Below are 17,725 nucleotides of genomic sequence, written 5' to 3'. Positions count from 1 at the left end.
GTTTGCTCCTTAAGCCGCTTTTGCTTCAGCCAGTGCTGGCAATGAATCTTTAGAGGCTTTCACAGTACGGATCACGTTGTATGCCATGATCAGCATACCGGTTAAGAAGAAACAACCGCCGAGGAAACGTACGAAGTAGAAAGGATAAGAAGCTTCCAGACTTTCAACAAAGCTATAAGTCAAAGTACCGTCAGCGTTAACTGCACGCCACATCAGACCCTGCATTACACCCGAAATCCACATAGACACGATGTAAAGAACAGTACCGATAGTTGCTAACCAGAAATGCACGTTAACTAACTTGATGCTGTACATACGGCCATGGCCGAATAGTACTGGGATCAAGTGATACAGAGAACCGATAGACACCATTGCCACCCAGCCTAGCGCGCCTGAGTGAACGTGACCTACAGTCCAGTCTGTGTAGTGAGATAAAGCGTTAACTGTCTTAATGGCCATCATCGGACCTTCGAAGGTCGACATACCGTAGAAAGACAGCGAAACCACTAAGAAACGCAGTACTGGGTCAGTACGCAGTTTGTGCCATGCACCAGATAAGGTCATGATACCGTTGATCATACCACCCCAAGATGGTGCGAACAGGATCAGTGACATCACCATACCTAACGACTGAGTCCAGTCTGGCAGGGCAGTGTAGTGTAAGTGGTGAGGACCTGCCCAAATGTACAGTGCGATCAGTGCCCAGAAGTGCACGATAGACAGACGATATGAGTAAACAGGACGACCCGCTTGCTTAGGAACGAAGTAGTACATCATACCTAAGAAGCCTGCGGTTAACAGGAAGCCTACCGCGTTGTGACCATACCACCATTGCACCATGGCATCGACCGCGCCACTGTACATAGAGTATGACTTGAACAAGCTAACAGGAACGGCCATAGAGTTCACGATGTGAAGCACGGCAACCGTAATGATAAATGCACCAAAGAACCAGTTCGCTACGTAAATATGCGATGTTGTTCGTTTGATAATAGTGCCGAAGAACACTATTGCATAGGAGACCCAAACGATGGTGATGGCGATATCGATTGGCCATTCTAATTCAGCATATTCTTTACCACTGGTGTAACCCATTGGCAGAGTGATTGCTGCTGACAGAATGATGGCTTGCCATCCCCAAAACGTAAATGCAGCTAATTTAGGTGCAAATAGTCGGGTTTGACAGGTGCGTTGTACGACATAATAGGATGTTGCAAAGAGGGCTGATGTTCCGAACGCGAAGATAACCGCATTGGTATGTAATGGTCGCAAGCGACTATACGTAAACCAAGGAGTATCAAAGTTCAGATGTGGCCAGATTAACTGAGCCGCAATTAATACACCGACTGACATACCAACAATACCCCACAAAACTGTGGTTAAGGCAAATTGGCGGACAATGGTGTAATTGTAATCAGCGCCTGTTGGCTGGGAATGGTTCATCATAATGCTTCCACTGCTTATTACTTTTACTTTTAGTAAAGACAAGCTTTACCTGTTATATATGACACAAAGCCCACTTCCCTATTAGGGTTGTGAAGCCATGTCAATGCGTTACCCTACACATTTGTGCTCAAATATGAGGTTTCGCAATGATACTTGAGCCATGTCAAAAAAGATACCAAAGATGGGGTCTGGAAAGTTGATCTAGATCAACCTACGCCATAGAATGTTAACATCTTGCATCACAAGGTTAATTTTTGTGCTTACTCGCAAACTTCTTCCGCTATCCATCATGCTAGTTATGATGAATCTCACAGCTTGTAATGAAAAAGCCACGCAACAGGTCGAAACAAAGGCTGTAGACCCAACACTTTGTGCTTTTACACAGGGGGATTGCATTAAAAACGTCGCGGGTGTTGAACTGCGAATTAGCCTGTCACCAGCCCATGCGCCGAGCGAAAAGCCATTAATATTGAAGCTATTAACCTCAGAGCCGATTGACAATCTTCAGATACGTTTAGAAGGTCGAGATATGTTTATGGGCATTATTCCTGTCAATCTTAATGAACTGAATAAAACTCACTATGAAGGACAGATGATTTACGGTTCTTGCAGCAGCGGATACATGGTGTGGCGAGGATTTATCCGTTTTAACCGAAACGGAGAGGAGCACGCCGTTATTTTTGACTTTCTTGCCGATAATCCTCACTAAGCAGGGGAATTAACTCCTATTAAACCCCTGTTGGTCAATTTAAACGAATAAACGCGTTGATATGGCGAATAATGATGAATTTTCTACTGATTTTTAAGCTTATTTTCATTATTCGTCATGATCCTTCCAACTCTCTTTGACCCGCACGAAAATATCGATGTTATTGATAAAGAGTTCCAGCAAATCGGGGTCAAAATGCTTACCCGCACCTTTGCGCATTTCATCTATCACTTCGTTTAATGGCCATGCGGCTTTATAGCAACGGGCGTGAGACAGGGCATCGAACACATCGGCGATAGCAACGATGCGGGCGAAAATGTGAATTTGATCTTGTTGTAAATTGCCTGGATAGCCAGAGCCGTCATATTTTTCATGGTGTTGTAGGGCGATAATCGCCGCCGCTTTAAGGATCGGCCGCTCGGAATTTGCGAGAATTTGATAGCCAATAGTCGGATGTTGGCGCATCACTGACCATTCTTGATCATCTAATTTACCGGGTTTGAGTAACACCGCATCGGGGATCGCGATTTTACCTATATCGTGCATAGGTGAAGCGCGGCGCAGCAAGTCGGCTTCGATTTCGGTTAACCCAGCCAATAACGCTAGCTGGGCACAATATTCCGCCATGCGTTTAACATGATTGGCGGCCTCTTTAGAACGACTCTCAACCACATCGCCTAAGCGCAGGATCAGTTCTGATTGGGTATCTTCAACTTCCTGATTCAGGAGTAGATTCTCAAACGCAACCCCGACGTTTATCGCAAAGATATCGACCAGTTTTTTGTCCAAATCATCTATTTTATCAATGCCATCCATATAGAGTAGATTGATAAGCCCGCTCTTTGTCGGGAAGTAACCCACAAAACAATTGTCTTCGTATAGGCAGCGTTTTTGGATTAAGGCGCTACGTAGTAATTTACCAATATGCTCAGGGAGTTCTTTATGAGGAGGGCTATTGGCAAACTGGCCTGTTCCCGCGAGGATTTCGATTTCGGCCGAATCCACATGGCCGCTGATCGCATCCATCGCATTGCAGGTGAGTAATAAGGTTTCAGTATCGAGGTTGAGTAGGGTGGCGACTTGTGTAAGGAGTCCATCGGCAAACTTATGTAGCGTTCGCAGTTCAAACAAGCCCGAGGTGGCCTCAAGTACCCGCTCTAAACCTATTCTGTGATTCATTTGCGCGCGTCTTGCTTGTTCGATTTCCATAATATCGCGGTACGAGCGTAATGAAGAGTAGACGCTGGTCATCAGCTTACGGGAATCAAGCTCAGATTTTGCTTTGTAATCATTAATATCGTAATTGACTATCACATCTTCTTCGGGGGCTTGTCCTGGCTGGCCGGTGCGCAGAATGAGTCGAATATTTTTGTTCACTTGCACTTCGCGGATCCATTTGACCAGCTCGAGCCCAGCATGGTCGCTCTCCATCACCACATCGATAAAGGCGACGGCAATGTCTTGCTCCTGTGCGAGCAGTTCTTTGGCCTGTTCACCACTGTAGGCATTAATAAAGGTGAGGGCACGGCCATCGAGTCGAAAACGTGAAAGAGCAAGTTTGGTGACTGTGTGGACATCGGGTTCATCATCAACAACAAGGATCTTCCACGGAGCGGCAGCGGGGGATATTTCTGTGGCTTTCTTCGCGGAGAACAACGGCTTTTTGTTTGCAAGATCAATCACCATCCGATACCTCATCACATAAAGGAGCATCACACAGTTAGAGTGTAGTAGAAGCCAATCGGATAAGTTGAAAAAATTAATAAAGTGGGGGAGTTAGCATTATTGAATTAAGATTATTGAGAATTATTCTCATCTTGGTATTATCGAAACAGGATTATTAGCAGGGGATTTATATGGCCGAGCGGATCAATTTATCGATTTCTGAGGAGAAACTCGCGCAGCTTATCCGTGAAGGTAAGTTATGTGCGGCGGATTTCTCGTGTCTCGATAGTCAATCTAAACGTAAAGTCTGGCAGCTTTGCCTGATTTGCTGTCAAAAACGCATTAGTTGCCAGCAATGTACGCAAACAAACTGTTCGCAAATTGAGTTTTTGGTTAATGCCGATAAATAACGTTATCGGCATTTGCGTTTAAGTATTATCATGCAATAAATAGTTAAATTTTAAAGTTAATATGCAGCTACCTCCAGTTTTACCTCTGTTTGATTCAATTGAATTCATACAATATGGCAACAGTGTGGTGAATCAATACATCACTCAAGTCAGCTTATCTGATGTGCCCGATGCGGGTTTAGTGATGGAACACGCAACTGATTGGTTGTTCGAGCAAAAACACAGTGAAAACAACTATAAAGCCTATCGAAGTGAACTGACCACGTTCCTGCATTGGTGCTTTGATGTCGCGAAAATGTCACCCACACAGGTGCTACGTAAGGATATGAGTCGTTATGTGGATTACTGCTTGGCGCCGCCGCTGGAACTGATCGGTTATTTTAATGTGCCACAATTTAAATTGGACAAATTGCGCGATGAACGGGTACCAAACAGTCTTTGGCGGCCATTTGTGGGCAAGAAACAGTTAGGTCAAATTCAACCCTATGTGTTGAGCGATAATGCGTTAAAAACCAAGATTGCCATTTTATCCTCGTTTTACAGTTACTTAATAAGTGAGGAGTTTTGCGAGCGTAATTCCGCGCAAATTTGGTTGAATCACAGCCGTTTTGCGCAGAATAAGCAGTATCAAAGGCAAACAGAGGAAGAAGAAAATAGCTTGGCTTTCACAGAGTTACAGTGGTCCTATGTTATGAGTACCGTCACTCAATTGGCTACTGAGTCCCCAGAGTTGCATCAACGTAGTTTATTCTTGATTTCATTGATTTATTCCTGTTATCTGCGCATTTCGGATGTTTCGGCGCGGGTTGGCTATTCACCGGTTATGGGGCAATTTAGGCAAAATCCACAGACAGGTATTTGGAGTTTTCACATTCCACTCAGTAAAGGCGGCAAAAAACGCAGCGTGGCGATTTCTAAGGCATTACTCGATGGTTTAGTCAAATATCGGCAATTTTTAGGGCTGCCTGATTTTCCAAACCAAGGCGAACATCATCCTTTGTTCGTACGTCATCGCGCCGCCGGTCGTGGCCGCGACGCGGGTCTTGTGAATGCCAATCTTGGGATCAGGCAAATCCGCGAAGATATTCAGACCATTATCAATCTCGCGGCAGATAACGCGCAAGCCGATGGCTTTAATCACGATGCCGAGCAAATGCGAAAACTCACCGCGCATAATATCCGGCACACAGGGATCACTCATGACATCAATATCAATCGTCGGCCGTTGTCACACGTGCAAGCCGATGCTGGCCATGAGAGTATCGACACCACATCGAAATATTTGCACACCACACAAATCGAACGACACGAAAGCGCCTTCAATAAGCCATTAGACCATCTACAAGGCATTGACTAGTGCTGTGTTGGCATCCCAAATCCCTCTCACACAAAGTTGCGCACAATGTGGTAGACGTTATGTTGAGGGTTTGCGGTTTGTATAATGCGCAGCACTAACCGATAAAAATATTCGTGGAGGGTGGGCGAGCTTGCGAGAATCGCTCTAGAGGATTTTTACCCGTAACATAATGTGCGTTGTGCGCGTCCCTGCTATTAATATTTAATCCTGGGACGCGCATTTTGCTATCATTTTTATTTCGCTGCAGAAAGCATATGCTATCAATATTTAATCCTGGGACACGTTAACTGCTATCAATTAACGCTTACCGGTTTTAACTTTTGCTATCATTTTCTCTAGATCTTTCACTTCGGCCTCTAATCGCTTTATCTCACAGAATGCTTGGTGATTTTTGATGATTTCTTTACTGTTTTCTATCATGTAAATGATTGCACCCGATTTTGTCGCTTGCTTCAAAAGATCCATCATATCTTGAAGTTGTTTTTCCTGTTCTTCTGTTAATCGTACTGTGATTGCCATTTTGTTTACCTCTGTTTGGATGTTATGGGGTTATGGTTTAGGGGGTAGGGGTTCCAGTTCTCCAGAACCCCTTTCTTTCTTATATTTCTGTGTAAATCCATTCCCCATCTTTCAGTGTTACTACGTTGTCGTAGTTGTCATATGCCCATTTTGGAATTTTTAAGAATTCTGCTATCTTTTCTGCTACTTCTTTGCTTAAGAATAATTCTGCTCTTTCAATTCCTGTAATTAGTTTAAATGTTTCATTTTCTTCATCCCAATACATGCTCATTTCTTCAATTCTTGAATGTAATGCTAAATGCTTGCTAACTTCGATTCTTGCTTCTGCAACTCCCATAAATTCACTTTTTTCGATTACTAAACCGTCTATATTTAATGTGTTCATGTTGTTTCCTTTTGCTATCATTAATTGTTTTCCTTACCATGTAATGATAGCAAAACCACAGTCGAAGTCAATAAAATGATAGCAAAATAGCTAAATATTTTGCTTTTTTGCTATCAATTCATGGTTACACCATTTTATTTATGTACGGGTATCTAAAAGAATACGGCTTTTAAGGGATTATTAAACCGTAGGTTTGATGGGAGCGAAGCGATACGCTTTTGCGGGAACTTATAGCGACTCTGGACGTTTAAACCTTTACACCATTTTTTACAGCGCTTCTTTTGCTTAGACCCGTCCTGCTAGACGCTTTTAGCTACTGACTTTCAGCCCGTTTGCTGTTGTACGGTCGGAGACAAAACCAGTTATCAGCGCCGCTTTTTGCTGAATTGAACACCCTTACTTTTTTTGTACTTTGTTGCTTTCTATCCACTCATTGAGTTGCACTTTCTTAATTTCGCGCTCCAATATCCAATGGATTATATCGGCCTCTTTTACCACCTCCTTTGTGCCTATTGTCAGCTCGACGGCCTTGTCTCTTAAAAGTTCTGCGTGGGTTTCTTTTACTCGGAATGTGGAGATTAATTTTGCCATTTCGTTCATCTGTTGTTTGTCCTGCTGTGATCTTAGTTTTTCTGTTGCATATCACAAGTAACTATTGACATGTAACATATCACAAGTGTATTTTTGCGCTTAATGTAATTTGTTACATGTAACTATTTTTACTTAGGTGCACTATGTTTAGCTATGAGAAGGGTTCTCTTTACAGCAATATGACAAGGAAATCGGCATTACGCCCCGTTCCTAGTGCGCTTGATTCAAAGTTCATTTCCAAGGCTCCTATTGCGTTGCAGCGTATTGAGCTTACTTATCAGATTTGCCTTTCATGTGGTCACGAATTTGAAGCCGATACCCTTTGCCCGTGTCCTTCTTGCTCGTCCCAAACTGTTTACTCCTCTGCTGACTTTTCGCCCGAACCTTTGCCAAAGTCTTTTGAGGTTTCCGACAATCGCTCGGATTTTGTGTCGGGGATTTATAATCGTTTGGCCGCCTATGATTTGCCTATTCGGGATAGTGTTGAACGTGCCGCCAGTTCTACCAATTGGCGCAAAGCTGTTTTTGACACAGTTCGCCGCCATGGTGACTTTGCACCTACCATGTTGAACTCGTTTATTTCGATTTGTTCAAAACAATCCTATATCGAGGCGGTGAGGGCAGTCGAACTCGCCTCAACTCGCCTTAGATCACTTAACCAAAATGTTACGATGACCGAATCTGAGGTTAAGGAGTTGGCTAGGGTTAAATCTCAGAATTTACGCCGCCGCCTATCCACTGTAGAAGGCTCTGAACAGTCTTTCGAGGTTGCTCAGAACTTTTTGGCACATCTCGGACTTTCATTTGATGAACAGTTAATTAAACAAAAACGCGTATCTGGTGAGCTTTTTTCTTTAGTTAATCGTGCTTGTGATGAACATTGGCTCGGACGCCAACTAAGACGCCGCTTTTTGCGTATTGTCGAGAATGTTGCGAGAGATTTAGGCGTTGTTCATAACGGCAAGCAAGCATATTGCAGCGATTATGCAATAGCTCGCCACCGCCAACGACTTTCAGATAATGCCGAAGTTTTGGATAACACTATTGCAGTCGATGAGGATGACCAGTCCAATGCGTTCTCATTATCTGAACTTTCTCGCAAGTCTATCTCTAATCCAGAAATACGCCGCGCTGAAATGTTCGTTAGGCTCAAAGGTTTTGAACAAATAGCCAAGGAACTCGGCCATGCTGCCGTTTTTACCACAGTTACCTCGCCGTCACGTTTTCACGCCGTGAGTAATGGCACGTTAAACCCCAAATTTGTCGCTGCTGATAAACCCACTGCCGAAGATGCCCACGTTTATTTAATGGGTGTTTGGTCTAACTTCCGTAAGTCGATGGATAAAGCGGGTATCAAATTTTATGGTATGCGCATTGTCGAACCGCATCACGATGCTACCCCTCACCACCATATGATCATCTTCGCGCTGCCTTCTGATGTTGATTACCTTGTTTCTCAACTTCGGCACTTTGCCATGCTCGATTCGCCAGATGAAAAGGGCGCCAGTGAGCACCGTTTTAAGGTTGAGCACATCGATACCGAGAAGGGTTCCGCTGTAGGTTATTGCGCTAAGTACATTTCTAAGAGTGTTGATGGTCTCCACGTAGACACTGACCTTAACACCTCTCTTACTGGTGTTGATGCTGCTGAACGTATTGTTAGTTGGTCTCGCGTTCATGGCATCCGCCAGTTTCAGTTTTTTGGTGGCCCAAGTGTTACCGTCTGGCGTGAAATGCGCCGCCTACGCGAACAAATATCCGAGGATGATGCCGTGTTTCAAAACTTAAATTCTGATGAGCATTACCTTTTAGAAAAGGTTCGCCGCTCTGCTGATGAGGGCGATTGGGGCGCTTTCTGCATGGCCATGGGCGGTATTTTTGTTCGCCGCGCCGACCAAACTGTAAAAACCCATTATGCCGTTCCCGCGGTTATCTCCAAACTTTTTGATGCGCCAGAACATGCAAAAACCCGCTATGGCGATGCTGCTCACGCTCGCGTTAATGGCGTTCTTTTTCACGGCGTTTTCAAGGCTACCCGCTTCAAAAATTGGAAGCTTGTCAACAAAGAGGAGTACATAGCAGCCCGTAAGCAAGTCATGTCTGGCGTTGTTGATATTTTCGACATTCTCGAAATGGAGCGCGAATATCAACGTATGGCCGAACAGGACTATGCCGAATATGAGCGCCATGTGCAGGAGTATGAAGAAATGCAAGCTTTATGGCTTGATGCTTTAGCTAATGATGAAACACCAGCGAGCGAAGCGAGCGCTATGGTGTTTCGACATTAGCCTTGGACTCGTGTCAATAACTGTCCCGACCCATTTTTTTAACTGAAAGGAAATACAAAATGAAAATTGAAGGCAGAATCCCCGATTTAACTGATATTCAAATTAAACCAAAAATCAAAAATTACCAGACTGGTGAATCTGTTGATGTTGGTGTTTTCCGTTTTTTAGCATCTTCACCTTCACAGATATTAGATGTTCATGTTTCAGAGGCTCTTGTAAAAGATAATAAAACTATTGAGACTTTGAAGGCTTCCGTTGACCAGCGGATTACTCTTTCAATCGAATATAAAGAATTGTCTTTTGCTAATGCTGAAGGCAAGCACGTTTCTATTAACGGCTTCCATCTTTTTGAAGCGCCTACTGCTGTTCGCAAGGCGTAAGGATTCAAAGCAATGGCTCTCTGTGTTGTTGAGGTTCCCAACGGCCTAAGCGGTACTCTTTTACAGGTATCTACCGCTGACCCTTGTGACGGTTATCTACTTGTTGAAGCTAAACAGCTTGATAATCAAATCACTCAGCCCGAGGTCTTTGCTTTGTTTAGTGCTATTGCGGGACTCTACGCAATTGCATTTGTTATAAAACTCGTCCGCCGTCAAATCGGCTTCTAACTAAATAGGTGATTTATGAAAAAGTACCTTGTATCCGCTGTGGCTTTAGGTTCTGCCGTTGCTGCTTCTTCTGCTAGTGCTGCTATCGATGTGACTGCTGCTACAACAGCGATTACTACCGATGGTTCTGCTGCGTTAACTGCTGTCGGTGGTGCCATGCTTGGCCTTGCTGCTATCGCGGTCGTTTTTAAATGGGCTAAAGGCGCAATCTTCGGCTAATAGTCGTTTTCTCTGTGAGGGGCTTGCCCCTCCTTAGGGGTTTTATGCTTATCACATTACAGGATTTAATATGGCTTTTAGTCCTTCTCGTTCTTACAGATTGCGTGCGGCGTATCTTCTTTTAGCTTGTTTAAGTTCTCCTGCGTTCGCTTATTCCCCACCTGCAACTCCTGGCGTTGAAATTTCCTTTGATTTTACTGGCGCTACTGCTGAGTCTGACGCTAATGCTTTTTTCCATACCCAATGTGATTCAAACGATTTTTCATGGAAGGGCACAAATTTAGTTTGTGCAACTGGCGACCCGCAAAACCCATTTTGCACTGTTTGGATGGTTTACTTTGAAACTGACGTTAACAACTGTCAAGACGGAGGCGGTGGTACTAATCCAGACCCTGACCTAAATCCTAACCCAAATTTTCCCGACCCTAGTTCTGATAACTTATCGCCTTATCCTTGGGTGCCAACTACTTTTACAACTGAACTTAAGGATATTCACACGGATTTAGGCGTTATTTATGACGCACTTTTAAAGGGTGCGAGACAATCCTCTTACACTAAAACATCTATTGACCAATTAAGATGGCAGAACTTTAACCAGTTCACTGATTTAATTAATCGTACCGATGGTTTAGGCAATGCTCTTGCCAGTGGTGTGAGTGGCGTTCGCTCGGATATTCAATACCAAACGCAATGGGTTTCACAGAATCAAGTTATCCTAGCTGAAATTCGAGATTCTATTAAAGCCCAATCTGGCGGCGGTTCATCTTCTACTGGTGAATATATGCAAGTTTTGGGTTATATGGCAGACAAGTTAGGTCAAATTAGCTCCGATTCTTCTAATATAAATAATAATTCTGCCTCAATCCCTGCTATAAATAATACTCTTTCAAATACTATTACTGATTTATTAGGCCGTATTGCTCAAGGTGGAGGTGGAGGTGGTGGTGGTGACTTACAACTCGAAATGCAGAAGCTAGAAATGATGATGGCTCAATATAATGAGTTAATGAAAGTAAATAGTACTCTGTCCGATATTAAAGGCTCTGTTGGTGGTGCATCTTCTGATAATTCCGATGTTGTCGAGCAGCTTTTAGATGCAAACAGTAACCTTACAGATATTGCTGTTCGTATGCGTGATATTGAAGGCGCTATTGGTAAATCCGAGCAAAGTATTGTCGATGCCATTGGAAAGATTGGCGATGGCTCTGGCTCTGACCCTGATGCTATTACTGAGAACGGTTGCGAAACTTTTGTATGCTCTACCAATAGCCCACAATGCTATATCGCTCGTAAGGAGTGGGAGTCCCGTTGTAAAACTATTGCCGATGAACTTTCTGCCTCTGAATCTGTTAATGCTGCCACAAATTCACTTACTGATTTTATAAATAGTGAAGATTCTGATATTAAAAATTTAGATGCTGGCACTGTAGACATAAAACAATTTACTGAGCATTACAATTCTTCTAACGGTGTTAATTTTGGTGGTTCTGATACCTGTCCACCTCCTTATGTTGTTGATGCCAAAATTACCACCTTTACTATCGACTTATCACCATTCTGTGACTTGGCAACTGTTATTAAGTTCTTCTTAATTGCGTTTGCTTCTGTTGCTTCTGGTTTAATGATTGTCAAATATCACTAAGGGGTAAATATGCAATTCATACCTTTATTACTTGCTTCTATTTTTCCTTTCCTTGGTCAATTTATTACCGCTTCTGTTGCTCGTATTGGTGTTGCTATTGGCTTTGGTACAGTTACTTATGCGGGAGTAGGTTTTATTTTTGACGAAATAATTAACCGTTTAAATGCTTCTGCATCTTCAATTATATTTCCTCATATAGCCACTTTTATTCACCTACTTGGGATTGATACGGCTTTAAATATTGCAATGTCTAGCGGCGTTGCGCTTATGGTATTAAAAGGAGTCTCCAAAAGCGGCTACTCTAGGCAGCTTGTTTGGCGTAAGCCGGGCGACAAATCACCTGTTGATTGGAGCGCATAATGTTAGAGTTAGTTACAGGGAAGCCGGGCGCGTCTAAATCGCTGAATACCATTGCTTATCTTGTTGGCGCTAATAATGGCACTAGGCCAATTTTTTATAATAACATCAAGTTGTTGATGCTTGATTTTGAGGTTGCCTCTAGTTTTTCTGGCTGGTTCTACGGTCTTTATATGTACCGTTTGAAGAACAAACAGGCACTAAAGCGCATTCGTAAAATTATCAAACGGGTTCACGATAACGGTGATTTGATTCAACTGTCTGACGTTCCTTGGCTTGAGCCTTATTACAATACGGCCAACCATCTAGACACTTGGCTGTTTTGGGTTAAAAAACTTTATTCATCAAAGCAGACGGCTCTGCTTGATGAGTTCCTAAGCAATATGCCTTACGATAAGGTTGAGTTCTCACACCTTGAGCACTTGAATTTACATTTTACTCATTTTGCTAACCCTAAGGATTGGTTCAATCTACCAAAGCAGAGCATTATCCTAATTGATGAGTGTCAGCAATTTTTCCCGCCTCGTCCTGTGGGTTCTACAGTTCCACCTCATATTTCAAAATTTGAGACTCACCGCCATGATGGTTACGATATACATTTAATTACACAGGATAGAATGCTTTTAGATAGTAACGTAAGGCGTTTAGTCAATCGCCATGTTCACTATCATAATGCGTTTAACTCTAACCGTGTCGCTCGTTATCAGAACTCAAAAAGTTTTGATGTTGATGATTATCACGATGTCAAAAATTGCCAAAAGTCATTAATTAAGAGGCCAACGAATTTCTATGGCTCTTATTTTAGTGCTGAACTGCATACCCATAAATTTAAGATGCCCAAGATATTTTATATTTTGATTATTCTTATTTTTGTTGTTGTTTTTTCTGTTTACTCATTTGCCAATACATTGTTTTTTGATAAAACCTCTGCTGTCCCTGACTCAGTTCTCCAAACGCCTGAGACTGCATCCCCTAATGAGCCCAAGTCAAAAGTTTCTCTTTTGCCTAAATCATCATCTTTACTTGATGATGCTGAAACACAGCTTTTAACTAAGTTCGTTTCTGATGCTACAAAGGATGTTTATATTTCAGGTTCCCAGTATGTAAAAAAATCCAATGGCTTAGTTCATTATGATTATTCCTTTTACAATCCCGTTACTGATGAGGTTTTTTTACCTAGTTCGGTTGGATTTGTTGTCTCACCTATAACTGAATGTTTAGCCAGACTTAAATTTAATGACTTTACTACTTTTATCACTTGTCAGCCCTTGATTAAGGTCAAACCTGAAACTAATCAATCTGACCGTGAATACTCGCTTGCAAATAGGTAGGGAGGGGGAGGCAAGCGGAGCGCCCCCTCCCAATAATTGGAGATTATATTTATGGATATTCAAGAAATACTTTTTGTTGTTTTTGTTTTACTTGTTTTTGTTTTCTTAGGTTTTGCTCTCGGTGTTATCTATACTCATAACACTTATTTCGATTTTATTAATTCCTTTTGCGAGTTGATACCTGTTGAAGGTGCTAAGAATGCCCCGTCACTGGTGACGCCATGAGTCGCAACTCTAAGTATGAAGCTAAGAAGCGCGCCTCTGGTCTAACTAAAGTTACTCTTTGGGTTCCTATTGAATCTGAAATTGAGTTTAAATCTATGGCTGAGTTCTATGTCTCAATCGTGATCATGTTCCCTATATGGCACGTTCTCTTAATACTGGCCGACTCAAAAAGGCTGTGTGAACATTCCTCAAAAAAAAGGATGCGCACAATGTGGTAGACGTTATGTTGAGGGTTTGCGGTTTGTATAATGCGCAGCACTAACCGATAAAAATATTCGTGGAGGGTGGGCGAGCTTGCGAGAATCGCTCTAGAGGATTTTTACCCGTAACATAATGTGCGTTGTGCGCGTCCCTGCTATTAATATTTAATCCTGGGACGCGCATTTTGCTATCATTTTTATTTCGCTGCAGAAAGCATATGCTATCAATATTTAATCCTGGGACACGTTAACTGCTATCAATTAACGCTTACCGGTTTTAACTTTTGCTATCATTTTCTCTAGATCTTTCACTTCGGCCTCTAATCGCTTTATCTCACAGAATGCTTGGTGATTTTTGATGATTTCTTTACTGTTTTCTATCATGTAAATGATTGCACCCGATTTTGTCGCTTGCTTCAAAAGATCCATCATATCTTGAAGTTGTTTTTCCTGTTCTTCTGTTAATCGTACTGTGATTGCCATTTTGTTTACCTCTGTTTGGATGTTATGGGGTTATGGTTTAGGGGGTAGGGGTTCCAGTTCTCCAGAACCCCTTTCTTTCTTATATTTCTGTGTAAATCCATTCCCCATCTTTCAGTGTTACTACGTTGTCGTAGTTGTCATATGCCCATTTTGGAATTTTTAAGAATTCTGCTATCTTTTCTGCTACTTCTTTGCTTAAGAATAATTCTGCTCTTTCAATTCCTGTAATTAGTTTAAATGTTTCATTTTCTTCATCCCAATACATGCTCATTTCTTCAATTCTTGAATGTAATGCTAAATGCTTGCTAACTTCGATTCTTGCTTCTGCAACTCCCATAAATTCACTTTTTTCGATTACTAAACCGTCTATATTTAATGTGTTCATGTTGTTTCCTTTTGCTATCATTAATTGTTTTCCTTACCATGTAATGATAGCAAAACCACAGTCGAAGTCAATAAAATGATAGCAAAATAGCTAAATATTTTGCTTTTTTGCTATCAATTCATGGTTACACCATTTTATTTATGTACGGGTATCTAAAAGAATACGGCTTTTAAGGGATTATTAAACCGTAGGTTTGATGGGAGCGAAGCGATACGCTTTTGCGGGAACTTATAGCGACTCTGGACGTTTAAACCTTTACACCATTTTTTACAGCGCTTCTTTTGCTTAGACCCGTCCTGCTAGACGCTTTTAGCTACTGACTTTCAGCCCGTTTGCTGTTGTACGGTCGGAGACAAAACCAGTTATCAGCGCCGCTTTTTGCTGAATTGAACACCCTTACTTTTTTTGTACTTTGTTGCTTTCTATCCACTCATTGAGTTGCACTTTCTTAATTTCGCGCTCCAATATCCAATGGATTATATCGGCCTCTTTTACCACCTCCTTTGTGCCTATTGTCAGCTCGACGGCCTTGTCTCTTAAAAGTTCTGCGTGGGTTTCTTTTACTCGGAATGTGGAGATTAATTTTGCCATTTCGTTCATCTGTTGTTTGTCCTGCTGTGATCTTAGTTTTTCTGTTGCATATCACAAGTAACTATTGACATGTAACATATCACAAGTGTATTTTTGCGCTTAATGTAATTTGTTACATGTAACTATTTTTACTTAGGTGCACTATGTTTAGCTATGAGAAGGGTTCTCTTTACAGCAATATGACAAGGAAATCGGCATTACGCCCCGTTCCTAGTGCGCTTGATTCAAAGTTCATTTCCAAGGCTCCTATTGCGTTGCAGCGTATTGAGCTTACTTATCAGATTTGCCTTTCATGTGGTCACGAATTTGAAGCCGATACCCTTTGCCCGTGTCCTTCTTGCTCGTCCCAAACTGTTTACTCCTCTGCTGACTTTTCGCCCGAACCTTTGCCAAAGTCTTTTGAGGTTTCCGACAATCGCTCGGATTTTGTGTCGGGGATTTATAATCGTTTGGCCGCCTATGATTTGCCTATTCGGGATAGTGTTGAACGTGCCGCCAGTTCTACCAATTGGCGCAAAGCTGTTTTTGACACAGTTCGCCGCCATGGTGACTTTGCACCTACCATGTTGAACTCGTTTATTTCGATTTGTTCAAAACAATCCTATATCGAGGCGGTGAGGGCAGTCGAACTCGCCTCAACTCGCCTTAGATCACTTAACCAAAATGTTACGATGACCGAATCTGAGGTTAAGGAGTTGGCTAGGGTTAAATCTCAGAATTTACGCCGCCGCCTATCCACTGTAGAAGGCTCTGAACAGTCTTTCGAGGTTGCTCAGAACTTTTTGGCACATCTCGGACTTTCATTTGATGAACAGTTAATTAAACAAAAACGCGTATCTGGTGAGCTTTTTTCTTTAGTTAATCGTGCTTGTGATGAACATTGGCTCGGACGCCAACTAAGACGCCGCTTTTTGCGTATTGTCGAGAATGTTGCGAGAGATTTAGGCGTTGTTCATAACGGCAAGCAAGCATATTGCAGCGATTATGCAATAGCTCGCCACCGCCAACGACTTTCAGATAATGCCGAAGTTTTGGATAACACTATTGCAGTCGATGAGGATGACCAGTCCAATGCGTTCTCATTATCTGAACTTTCTCGCAAGTCTATCTCTAATCCAGAAATACGCCGCGCTGAAATGTTCGTTAGGCTCAAAGGTTTTGAACAAATAGCCAAGGAACTCGGCCATGCTGCCGTTTTTACCACAGTTACCTCGCCGTCACGTTTTCACGCCGTGAGTAATGGCACGTTAAACCCCAAATTTGTCGCTGCTGATAAACCCACTGCCGAAGATGCCCACGTTTATTTAATGGGTGTTTGGTCTAACTTCCGTAAGTCGATGGATAAAGCGGGTATCAAATTTTATGGTATGCGCATTGTCGAACCGCATCACGATGCTACCCCTCACCACCATATGATCATCTTCGCGCTGCCTTCTGATGTTGATTACCTTGTTTCTCAACTTCGGCACTTTGCCATGCTCGATTCGCCAGATGAAAAGGGCGCCAGTGAGCACCGTTTTAAGGTTGAGCACATCGATACCGAGAAGGGTTCCGCTGTAGGTTATTGCGCTAAGTACATTTCTAAGAGTGTTGATGGTCTCCACGTAGACACTGACCTTAACACCTCTCTTACTGGTGTTGATGCTGCTGAACGTATTGTTAGTTGGTCTCGCGTTCATGGCATCCGCCAGTTTCAGTTTTTTGGTGGCCCAAGTGTTACCGTCTGGCGTGAAATGCGCCGCCTACGCGAACAAATATCCGAGGATGATGCCGTGTTTCAAAACTTAAATTCTGATGAGCATTACCTTTTAGAAAAGGTTCGCCGCTCTGCTGATGAGGGCGATTGGGGCGCTTTCTGCATGGCCATGGGCGGTATTTTTGTTCGCCGCGCCGACCAAACTGTAAAAACCCATTATGCCGTTCCCGCGGTTATCTCCAAACTTTTTGATGCGCCAGAACATGCAAAAACCCGCTATGGCGATGCTGCTCACGCTCGCGTTAATGGCGTTCTTTTTCACGGCGTTTTCAAGGCTACCCGCTTCAAAAATTGGAAGCTTGTCAACAAAGAGGAGTACATAGCAGCCCGTAAGCAAGTCATGTCTGGCGTTGTTGATATTTTCGACATTCTCGAAATGGAGCGCGAATATCAACGTATGGCCGAACAGGACTATGCCGAATATGAGCGCCATGTGCAGGAGTATGAAGAAATGCAAGCTTTATGGCTTGATGCTTTAGCTAATGATGAAACACCAGCGAGCGAAGCGAGCGCTATGGTGTTTCGACATTAGCCTTGGACTCGTGTCAATAACTGTCC

The 17,725-nt window shown here is 42.7% G+C and carries 20 protein-coding genes; 12 read left to right on the top strand and 8 right to left on the bottom strand.

The features are described from left to right. Nucleotides 1-9: 9 nt before the first annotated feature. Entirely contained in the window at nucleotides 10-1,446 is a 1,437-nt protein-coding gene (ccoN, locus tag N7386_RS11190) for a cytochrome-c oxidase, cbb3-type subunit I (RefSeq protein WP_011072351.1), read from the bottom strand. A gap of 223 nt (nucleotides 1,447-1,669) precedes the next feature. On the opposite strand from ccoN, the gene N7386_RS11185 reads away from it, so the two are divergent. Next, nucleotides 1,670-2,155: a hypothetical protein gene (locus N7386_RS11185; protein ID WP_279768536.1), complete on the top strand. Its 486-nt coding sequence runs from the start codon at nucleotides 1,670-1,672 to the stop codon at nucleotides 2,153-2,155. Nucleotides 2,156-2,263: 108 nt separating this feature from the next. Here the strand turns inward: N7386_RS11185 and N7386_RS11180 are convergent, their stop codons facing one another. Continuing rightward, on the bottom strand, nucleotides 2,264-3,841 hold the full coding sequence (locus N7386_RS11180) for a DUF3369 domain-containing protein (protein WP_011717081.1): 1,578 nt from the start codon (nucleotides 3,839-3,841) through the stop codon (nucleotides 2,264-2,266). 170 nt (nucleotides 3,842-4,011) lie between these two features. On the opposite strand from N7386_RS11180, the gene N7386_RS11175 reads away from it, so the two are divergent. Then, entirely contained in the window at nucleotides 4,012-4,230 is a 219-nt protein-coding gene (locus N7386_RS11175) for a hypothetical protein (RefSeq protein WP_041412636.1), read from the top strand. A gap of 61 nt (nucleotides 4,231-4,291) precedes the next feature. After that, nucleotides 4,292-5,587 carry a site-specific integrase gene (locus N7386_RS11170; protein ID WP_011717080.1) on the top strand — a complete coding sequence of 432 codons (1,296 nt, stop codon included), beginning with the start codon at nucleotides 4,292-4,294 and terminating at the stop codon, nucleotides 5,585-5,587. A 297-nt stretch (nucleotides 5,588-5,884) separates the two neighbouring features. On the opposite strand, the gene N7386_RS11165 is transcribed toward N7386_RS11170, so the two are convergent. From N7386_RS11165 to N7386_RS11155, 3 genes are all read right to left on the bottom strand, one after another. Next, nucleotides 5,885-6,106, bottom strand: coding sequence for a hypothetical protein (locus tag N7386_RS11165; RefSeq protein WP_279768532.1), 222 nt, complete (start codon nucleotides 6,104-6,106; stop codon nucleotides 5,885-5,887). Between the two features lie 79 nt (nucleotides 6,107-6,185). After that, nucleotides 6,186-6,491 carry a hypothetical protein gene (locus N7386_RS11160; RefSeq protein WP_279768530.1) on the bottom strand — a complete coding sequence of 102 codons (306 nt, stop codon included), beginning with the start codon at nucleotides 6,489-6,491 and terminating at the stop codon, nucleotides 6,186-6,188. Nucleotides 6,492-6,887: 396 nt separating this feature from the next. After that, nucleotides 6,888-7,091 carry a hypothetical protein gene (locus N7386_RS11155; protein WP_279768528.1) on the bottom strand — a complete coding sequence of 68 codons (204 nt, stop codon included), beginning with the start codon at nucleotides 7,089-7,091 and terminating at the stop codon, nucleotides 6,888-6,890. 134 nt (nucleotides 7,092-7,225) lie between these two features. Between N7386_RS11155 and N7386_RS11150 the strand changes: the two genes are divergently transcribed. The 8 genes from N7386_RS11150 (at nucleotide 7,226) to N7386_RS11115 (ending at nucleotide 13,752) form a co-directional block, all read left to right on the top strand. Continuing rightward, the gene (locus tag N7386_RS11150; RefSeq protein WP_279768527.1) at nucleotides 7,226-9,370 is read left to right on the top strand and encodes a replication endonuclease; all 2,145 of its coding nucleotides are present in this window, start codon (nucleotides 7,226-7,228) and stop codon (nucleotides 9,368-9,370) included. Nucleotides 9,371-9,429: 59 nt separating this feature from the next. Continuing rightward, a complete protein-coding gene (locus N7386_RS11145) occupies nucleotides 9,430-9,750 on the top strand; it encodes a hypothetical protein (protein WP_279768525.1) in 321 nt (106 codons plus the stop codon). A 12-nt stretch (nucleotides 9,751-9,762) separates the two neighbouring features. After that, nucleotides 9,763-9,978, top strand: coding sequence for a hypothetical protein (locus N7386_RS11140; protein ID WP_279768523.1), 216 nt, complete (start codon nucleotides 9,763-9,765; stop codon nucleotides 9,976-9,978). A 15-nt stretch (nucleotides 9,979-9,993) separates the two neighbouring features. Further along, nucleotides 9,994-10,197 (top strand): major capsid protein, encoded by a 204-nt coding sequence (locus N7386_RS11135; protein ID WP_279768521.1) that lies wholly within the window; start codon nucleotides 9,994-9,996, stop codon nucleotides 10,195-10,197. Between the two features lie 70 nt (nucleotides 10,198-10,267). Continuing rightward, complete coding sequence (locus N7386_RS11130; RefSeq protein WP_279768519.1) at nucleotides 10,268-11,839, top strand: virulence factor TspB C-terminal domain-related protein; 1,572 nt, start codon at nucleotides 10,268-10,270, stop codon at nucleotides 11,837-11,839. Between the two features lie 9 nt (nucleotides 11,840-11,848). Next, nucleotides 11,849-12,199: a DUF2523 family protein gene (locus tag N7386_RS11125; protein ID WP_279768517.1), complete on the top strand. Its 351-nt coding sequence runs from the start codon at nucleotides 11,849-11,851 to the stop codon at nucleotides 12,197-12,199. Continuing rightward, a complete protein-coding gene (locus tag N7386_RS11120) occupies nucleotides 12,199-13,527 on the top strand; it encodes a zonular occludens toxin domain-containing protein (protein WP_279768516.1) in 1,329 nt (442 codons plus the stop codon). Before N7386_RS11125 ends, N7386_RS11120 begins: the two co-directional genes overlap by 1 nt. Before the next feature lie 51 nt (nucleotides 13,528-13,578). After that, on the top strand, nucleotides 13,579-13,752 hold the full coding sequence (locus N7386_RS11115) for a hypothetical protein (protein WP_279768514.1): 174 nt from the start codon (nucleotides 13,579-13,581) through the stop codon (nucleotides 13,750-13,752). 461 nt (nucleotides 13,753-14,213) lie between these two features. Here N7386_RS11115 and N7386_RS11110 read toward each other — a convergent pair whose 3' ends face one another. The 3 genes from N7386_RS11110 to N7386_RS11100 all read right to left on the bottom strand — a co-directional run bounded on the left by N7386_RS11110 (nucleotide 14,214) and on the right by N7386_RS11100 (nucleotide 15,420). Beyond that, on the bottom strand, nucleotides 14,214-14,435 hold the full coding sequence (locus N7386_RS11110; RefSeq protein WP_279768532.1) for a hypothetical protein: 222 nt from the start codon (nucleotides 14,433-14,435) through the stop codon (nucleotides 14,214-14,216). A gap of 79 nt (nucleotides 14,436-14,514) precedes the next feature. Continuing rightward, nucleotides 14,515-14,820 carry a hypothetical protein gene (locus N7386_RS11105; protein WP_279768530.1) on the bottom strand — a complete coding sequence of 102 codons (306 nt, stop codon included), beginning with the start codon at nucleotides 14,818-14,820 and terminating at the stop codon, nucleotides 14,515-14,517. A gap of 396 nt (nucleotides 14,821-15,216) precedes the next feature. Then, the gene (locus tag N7386_RS11100; RefSeq protein ID WP_279768528.1) at nucleotides 15,217-15,420 is read right to left on the bottom strand and encodes a hypothetical protein; all 204 of its coding nucleotides are present in this window, start codon (nucleotides 15,418-15,420) and stop codon (nucleotides 15,217-15,219) included. Between the two features lie 134 nt (nucleotides 15,421-15,554). Here N7386_RS11100 and N7386_RS11095 point away from each other — a divergent pair, with 134 nt between their 5' ends. Next, complete coding sequence (locus N7386_RS11095; RefSeq protein WP_279768527.1) at nucleotides 15,555-17,699, top strand: replication endonuclease; 2,145 nt, start codon at nucleotides 15,555-15,557, stop codon at nucleotides 17,697-17,699. Nucleotides 17,700-17,725: the final 26 nt, after the last annotated feature.

Origin of the sequence: Shewanella sp. GD04112 (assembly GCF_029835735.1) — a bacterium.
Taxonomy (GTDB): domain Bacteria; phylum Pseudomonadota; class Gammaproteobacteria; order Enterobacterales; family Shewanellaceae; genus Shewanella.
This window is presented reverse-complemented; position numbering and strand designations above follow the sequence as displayed.